Here is a 5,354-nt window from a genome sequence, read left to right on the forward strand (position 1 = left end):
ATTTTACAACACAGGCTGGCATCACTCTATCCATGTCACGAGTTGGGAAATGTATCGACAATGCACCAATTGAAAGTTTCTTTGGGCATTTCAAGACAGAGTCTTATCATCTCAAGAAATACAAGACTTACGAGGAGCTAGTCGCAGATGTGGAAAGCTATATCCAGTTTTACAATACACAACGTTATCAAGCTAAATTAAACAACCTGACCCCTTGGGAATTCAGGAATCAGGTTGCTTAATATCTTTTATTATTTGACTGTCTACTTGACAGGGAGCAGTTCAGTTCAAAATTTCTAAGAGTTTTTTTGCCTTGATTTAAAATAAAAAAGTTGAAGAAAATTGTCTAAAATGGACTTTTTCTTCAACCTTGAATTTTGAGGCGAAACTCAAACTTTTTTTGTTTATTGAATGGCTGCAAGTAGGTCAGCAGCTTGTTTTGTTAATTGTGCAGTCGTTTCTTCTGAAAGGACTAATTGTCCAGTTCCCCATGCTTCTGGGTTGATTGGTGAACCTGTAAATTCGCCTACAACCTGTGTGCGGATAAATGGAAGAAGTGCATGGTAGGCAGCAAAGAGTGGCTCATGTCCACCATTTGCAACGGCAGATACAGTAATCAACTTATCTTGTAGGATAGAAGGTCCTTTTGGATTTGACAAATCAAGGGCACGACTGAGCCAGTCAAGAACATTTTTTACTGGACCAGGGATACCGTAGTTGTAAACAGGTGAGAAAATCCAGATAGCATCAGCTTCTTCAACAGCTTTTCGAGCGGCTGCGATAGCAGGGTGGACAGATGTCTCAAGGTCTTGATTAAAGACAGGCACTTGGCTGTAATCCAAGTAAGTCACAGTTGCTTTTTCTTTAAGAAGCTCTTCAGCCTTTTGCGCCATTTGGTGGTTGAATGAACCGTTACGAAGTGAACCAACTAAAAATAATACATTTGCCATGGGATGGCCTCCTTTTATAAATCTAATACTCAACGAAAATCAAAAGGATACGTTGCCGTAGTTGTGACGAGCTTGCTCCTTTACAGATACAGATGCCCTTGAGGATACTGTGTACTTTATAGACTCTCATACCTATAATCGACGTTTGCCTATTGGTGATTGTTGAAGAGTATCATGTGCTTTCAGAGCCAATAATGATAGACGTTTCCAAAAGCGATAAAAATAGGATACCAAAAATGTCACTAATTAGCAATAAATGCATTCTATTTTTTGAATTTTTTTAAAATGCTATTTAAGACTTCCTGTTCTTCGAGGCTTAGAATAGCAAAAATTCGTCCGATATTTTCATAGTGTTCAGGGAGAATAGTCTCGATGGTCTCACGTCCTAAGTCCGTCAAGCTGATCAGGCAGGCACGTTTATCACGAGGATCGGAAATCCGGCTAATATAGCCGTCTCGGATCATGTTTCGGACGACTACTGTCATATTGCCAGATGTGCTGAGTAGCTTCTCAATCAAGTCCTGTATCCGCAGATTGCCCTTGTTATAGAGAGCCTCGAGCACCCCGAATTGTCCCATGGTCAGATTGTATTTTTTCAAGGTCTCAACTTCTTGCTTGTAGATGGTATTAGAAGCCCGGTGCAGAATCACCAGACTATGCAGGGCTTCCTGATTATTTTCTAAGGCTTTTTTTACATTTTCTTTCATAGGAATAGTGTAGCAATAATTGACCAGAACTGCAAGAAGAACGGTTTTGAGAATAGCAGTAAGTCTCGGAGAAACTGTTGAAAAAATTCAGACAAATTGCCAGAAAAAATAGCATTCTTAGTCAATATATAGTATAATAATCCTATTATGGCAAAAATGAGAAATCGCATGGGTAAATCCAGTATGACGCTCGGTAAGCAATCCCTCATCGGAATGTTTGTGTTAGTATCTGTTATTGTTTTTTCTATCTTGTATGTTTTGGAAGTGTCTGCGCGTCCTTTTTTGCAGGGACGACAGCAGGCTGAACAGCTTGCAAGGCAGTATGCGGGAATAGCTTCTATTTCCAAGATCAGTCGTTACAACGGTGAGAAAAGTTATTATATGGTGGATGGAAAAAACCAGTCAGAGGAACACCTTCTGGTCTTGATACCAGAAGCGTCTTCGGATATTCTTGTCTACAAGGCGACAGATGGTATTTCTCAAGAAGAGGCGGAAAACATTGCCAAGGAAAAAGGAGCTGGTGAGATTGCCAAGGTGACCTTTGGCTACTTTAACAATCAGCCGATTTGGGAAGTAAAGTCAGGTCAGACTTACTATACCATTGCCTTTGAAGATGGATCATTGTTGAGTAAGGAGGGAATATGAAGTTATCACAACGAGTGCTTGAAATGGAAGAAAGTGTGACTTTGGCTGCGGGAGCGCGTGCCAAGGATTTAAAGGCGGCAGGAAAGGATATTTTGTCCTTGACCTTGGGGGAGCCTGACTTTGTTACACCTAAAAATATCCAAGAAGCAGCAGTTCGCTCTATCAAAGATGGTCGTGCTAGTTTCTACACAGCTACAAGCGGCTTGCCAGAGTTGAAAGCAGCGATTAGCCGATATTTTGAGAAATTTTACGGCTATCCTGTCGCCCCCAATCAAGTGACGGTGGCAACAGGAGCGAAATTCTCCCTCTATACCTTTTTCATGAGCGTCATCAATCCGCTTGATGAGGTGATTATCCCGACGCCTTATTGGGTGAGCTATGCCGACCAAATCAAAATGGCAGAGGGTGTGCCAGTCTTTGTTCAGACAACAGAGTCCAATCATTTCAAGGTGACGGTGGCGCAACTCGAGGCTGTTCGTACGGATAAGACTAAGGTTTTGGTTCTCAATTCCCCATCTAATCCGACTGGCATGATTTACAGCAAGGATGAGTTGTTGGCGATTGGGAATTGGGCTGTTGAGCATGACGTGTTAATCCTAGCAGATGATATTTATGGACGTCTGGTCTATAACGGCCATACCTTTACCCCAATTTCAAGTCTGTCTGAAGCCATTCGCAAGCAAACCGTGGTTATCAATGGAGTGTCTAAAACTTATGCCATGACAGGCTGGCGGATTGGTTATGCAGTCGGCGAAGCAGAGATTATTGCTGCTATGAGTAAGGTTGCAGGGCAGACGACCTCTAACCCAACAGCAGTAGCTCAATATGCGGTGATTGAGGCTCTCGACGGGGAGCAGGATACAGTTGAGCATATGCGTCAGGCCTTTGAAGAGCGTCTCAATACTATTTATCCTTTGCTGGCTCAAGTACCGGGATTTGAAGTGGTGAAACCGCAAGGAGCTTTCTATCTCTTCCCGAATGTCAAGAAGGCTATGGAAATGAAAGGTTTCACTGATGTGACAGACTTTACAACGGCTATCTTGGAAGAAGTAGGGGTTGCCTTAGTAACGGGAGCGGGCTTTGGGGCACCAGAAAATGTTCGCCTTAGCTATGCAACAGATATGGATACCCTCAAAGAGGCTGTTAGACGCCTAAAAACCTTTATGGAAGATGAGAAATAAGCAGGCAGAAGCAAACAAAGTGAGCTGATGGCTTCGAGCTTTTGCAGTAGTGGAATTGTAGTTGACGAGATTACCCTTAGCTAGTATAGGACTGTCAGGACATCTTTCAACCTGCAGAAGAGGTTAAAGCGGGAAACCTGTTAATGCCGCAGTTATCTACACTAGCTAAAAGAGGTAAACTAGAAAAGAAAATCATTAAGAAAAGAGAGATTATGGCTAAAGATTTACTATCAATAATTGATGTCAAAGACCATGTTGGTGAGAAAGTGACTATTGGAGCCTGGGTGGCTAATAAATCAGGTAAAGGCAAACTAGCCTTCTTGCAGCTCCGTGACGGAACAGCCTTTTTCCAAGCGGTTGCATTTAAGCCCAATTTCATTGAAGCCTTCGGTGAGGAAGAAGGGGCAGCTAAGTTTGATACGGTTAAAAAACTTAGTCAAGAAACATCTGTTTTGGTGACAGGGATTGTCAAAGCAGATGAGCGTTCAAAATTTGGCTATGAGTTGGATATTACCGATCTTGAAGTGGTTGGTGAATCAAAGGATTACCCGATTACACCGAAAGAACACGGGACAGATTTCCTTATGGACCACCGTCATTTGTGGTTACGTTCGCGCAAGCAAATGGCGATCATGCAGATCCGTAATGCGATTATCTATGCGACCTACGAATTTTTTGATAAAAATGGCTTCATCAAGTTTGATAGTCCCATCTTATCTGGGAATGCAGCAGAAGATTCAACGGAACTTTTTGAAACAGACTACTTTGGAACTCCTGCCTACTTGAGCCAATCAGGTCAGCTGTACTTGGAAGCAGGAGCGATGGCACTTGGTCGTGTCTTTGACTTTGGACCAGTATTCCGTGCAGAAAAATCAAAAACACGCCGTCATTTGACCGAGTTCTGGATGATGGATGCAGAGTATTCTTTCTTGTCCCATGAAGAATCGCTTGATTTGCAAGAAGCCTATGTCAAGGCCTTGATCCAAGGTGTTTTAGACCGTGCACCGCAGGCTCTTGAAACCTTGGAACGCGATACAGAACTCCTCAAGAAATACATTGCAGAACCTTTCAAGCGAGTATCCTATGATGAAGCGATTGACCTCCTACAAGAGCATGAGGCAGATGCAGATACGGACTATGAACATTTGGAGCATGGTGATGACTTCGGTTCTCCTCATGAAACATGGATTTCAAACTACTTCGGTGTACCGACCTTTGTTGTCAACTATCCAGCTAGCTTCAAGGCTTTCTACATGAAGCCAGTCTCGGGAAATCCAGACCGTGTTCTTTGCGCGGATCTACTTGCCCCAGAAGGTTACGGAGAAATCATTGGTGGTTCTGTCCGTGAGGATGACTACGATGCTCTCGTTGCCAAAATGGATGCCCTTGAAATGGATAAGTCAGAGTATGAGTTTTACCTTGATCTCCGTAAGTATGGTTCTGTGCCTCATGCAGGATTTGGTATCGGTCTTGAGCGCATGGTGACCTTTGTCGCTGGAACCAAACACATCCGAGAAGCCATTCCATTCCCACGTATGTTGCACCGCATCAAACCCTAATTTCAAAGACAGCAATCCCTAGTCAAATGAACTGCTCCCTGTCAAGTAGACAGTCAAATAATAAAAGATATTAAGCAACCTGATTCCTGAATTCCCAAGGGGTCAGGTTGTTTAATTTAGTTTGATAACGTTGTGTATTGTAAAACTGGATATAGCTTTCCACATCTGCGACTAGCTCCTCATAGGTCTTGTATTTCTTGAGATGATAAGACTCTGTCTTGAAATGCCCAAAGAAACTTTCAATTGGTGCATTGTCGATACATTTCCCAACTCGTGACATGGATAGAGTGATGCCAGCCTGTGTTGTAAAAT

7 protein-coding genes are annotated in these 5,354 nt (G+C 42.8%); 4 read left to right on the forward strand and 3 right to left on the reverse strand.

What is annotated here, in order from left to right; all coding sequences use genetic code 11:
• Positions 1-242 (forward strand): IS3 family transposase (locus BU200_RS09895; protein WP_142237006.1); only part of this gene is annotated, 242 nt, incomplete at its 5' end.
• 162 nt (positions 243-404) lie between these two features.
• On the opposite strand, the gene BU200_RS09900 is transcribed toward BU200_RS09895, so the two are convergent.
• Entirely contained in the window at positions 405-950 is a 546-nt protein-coding gene (locus BU200_RS09900; protein WP_075099977.1) for an NADPH-dependent FMN reductase, read from the reverse strand.
• 263 nt (positions 951-1,213) lie between these two features.
• A complete protein-coding gene (locus BU200_RS09905) occupies positions 1,214-1,657 on the reverse strand; it encodes a MarR family winged helix-turn-helix transcriptional regulator (RefSeq protein ID WP_075099978.1) in 444 nt (147 codons plus the stop codon).
• Between the two features lie 147 nt (positions 1,658-1,804).
• Between BU200_RS09905 and BU200_RS09910 the strand changes: the two genes are divergently transcribed.
• From BU200_RS09910 to asnS, 3 genes are all read left to right on the forward strand, one after another.
• Positions 1,805-2,302: a cell wall elongation regulator TseB-like domain-containing protein gene (locus tag BU200_RS09910; RefSeq protein WP_249024025.1), complete on the forward strand. Its 498-nt coding sequence runs from the start codon at positions 1,805-1,807 to the stop codon at positions 2,300-2,302.
• On the forward strand, positions 2,299-3,483 hold the full coding sequence (locus BU200_RS09915) for a pyridoxal phosphate-dependent aminotransferase (protein ID WP_075099979.1): 1,185 nt from the start codon (positions 2,299-2,301) through the stop codon (positions 3,481-3,483). The genes BU200_RS09910 and BU200_RS09915 overlap by 4 nt, the downstream gene beginning before the upstream one ends.
• A gap of 212 nt (positions 3,484-3,695) precedes the next feature.
• On the forward strand, positions 3,696-5,042 hold the full coding sequence (gene asnS, locus BU200_RS09920; RefSeq protein WP_075099980.1) for an asparagine--tRNA ligase: 1,347 nt from the start codon (positions 3,696-3,698) through the stop codon (positions 5,040-5,042).
• Between the two features lie 70 nt (positions 5,043-5,112).
• Here asnS and BU200_RS09925 read toward each other — a convergent pair.
• On the reverse strand, positions 5,113-5,354 hold a 242-nt coding region (locus BU200_RS09925), incomplete at its 5' end, for an IS3 family transposase (RefSeq protein ID WP_142237004.1).

The organism is Streptococcus acidominimus (assembly GCF_001921825.1).
Taxonomy (GTDB): domain Bacteria; phylum Bacillota; class Bacilli; order Lactobacillales; family Streptococcaceae; genus Streptococcus; species Streptococcus acidominimus.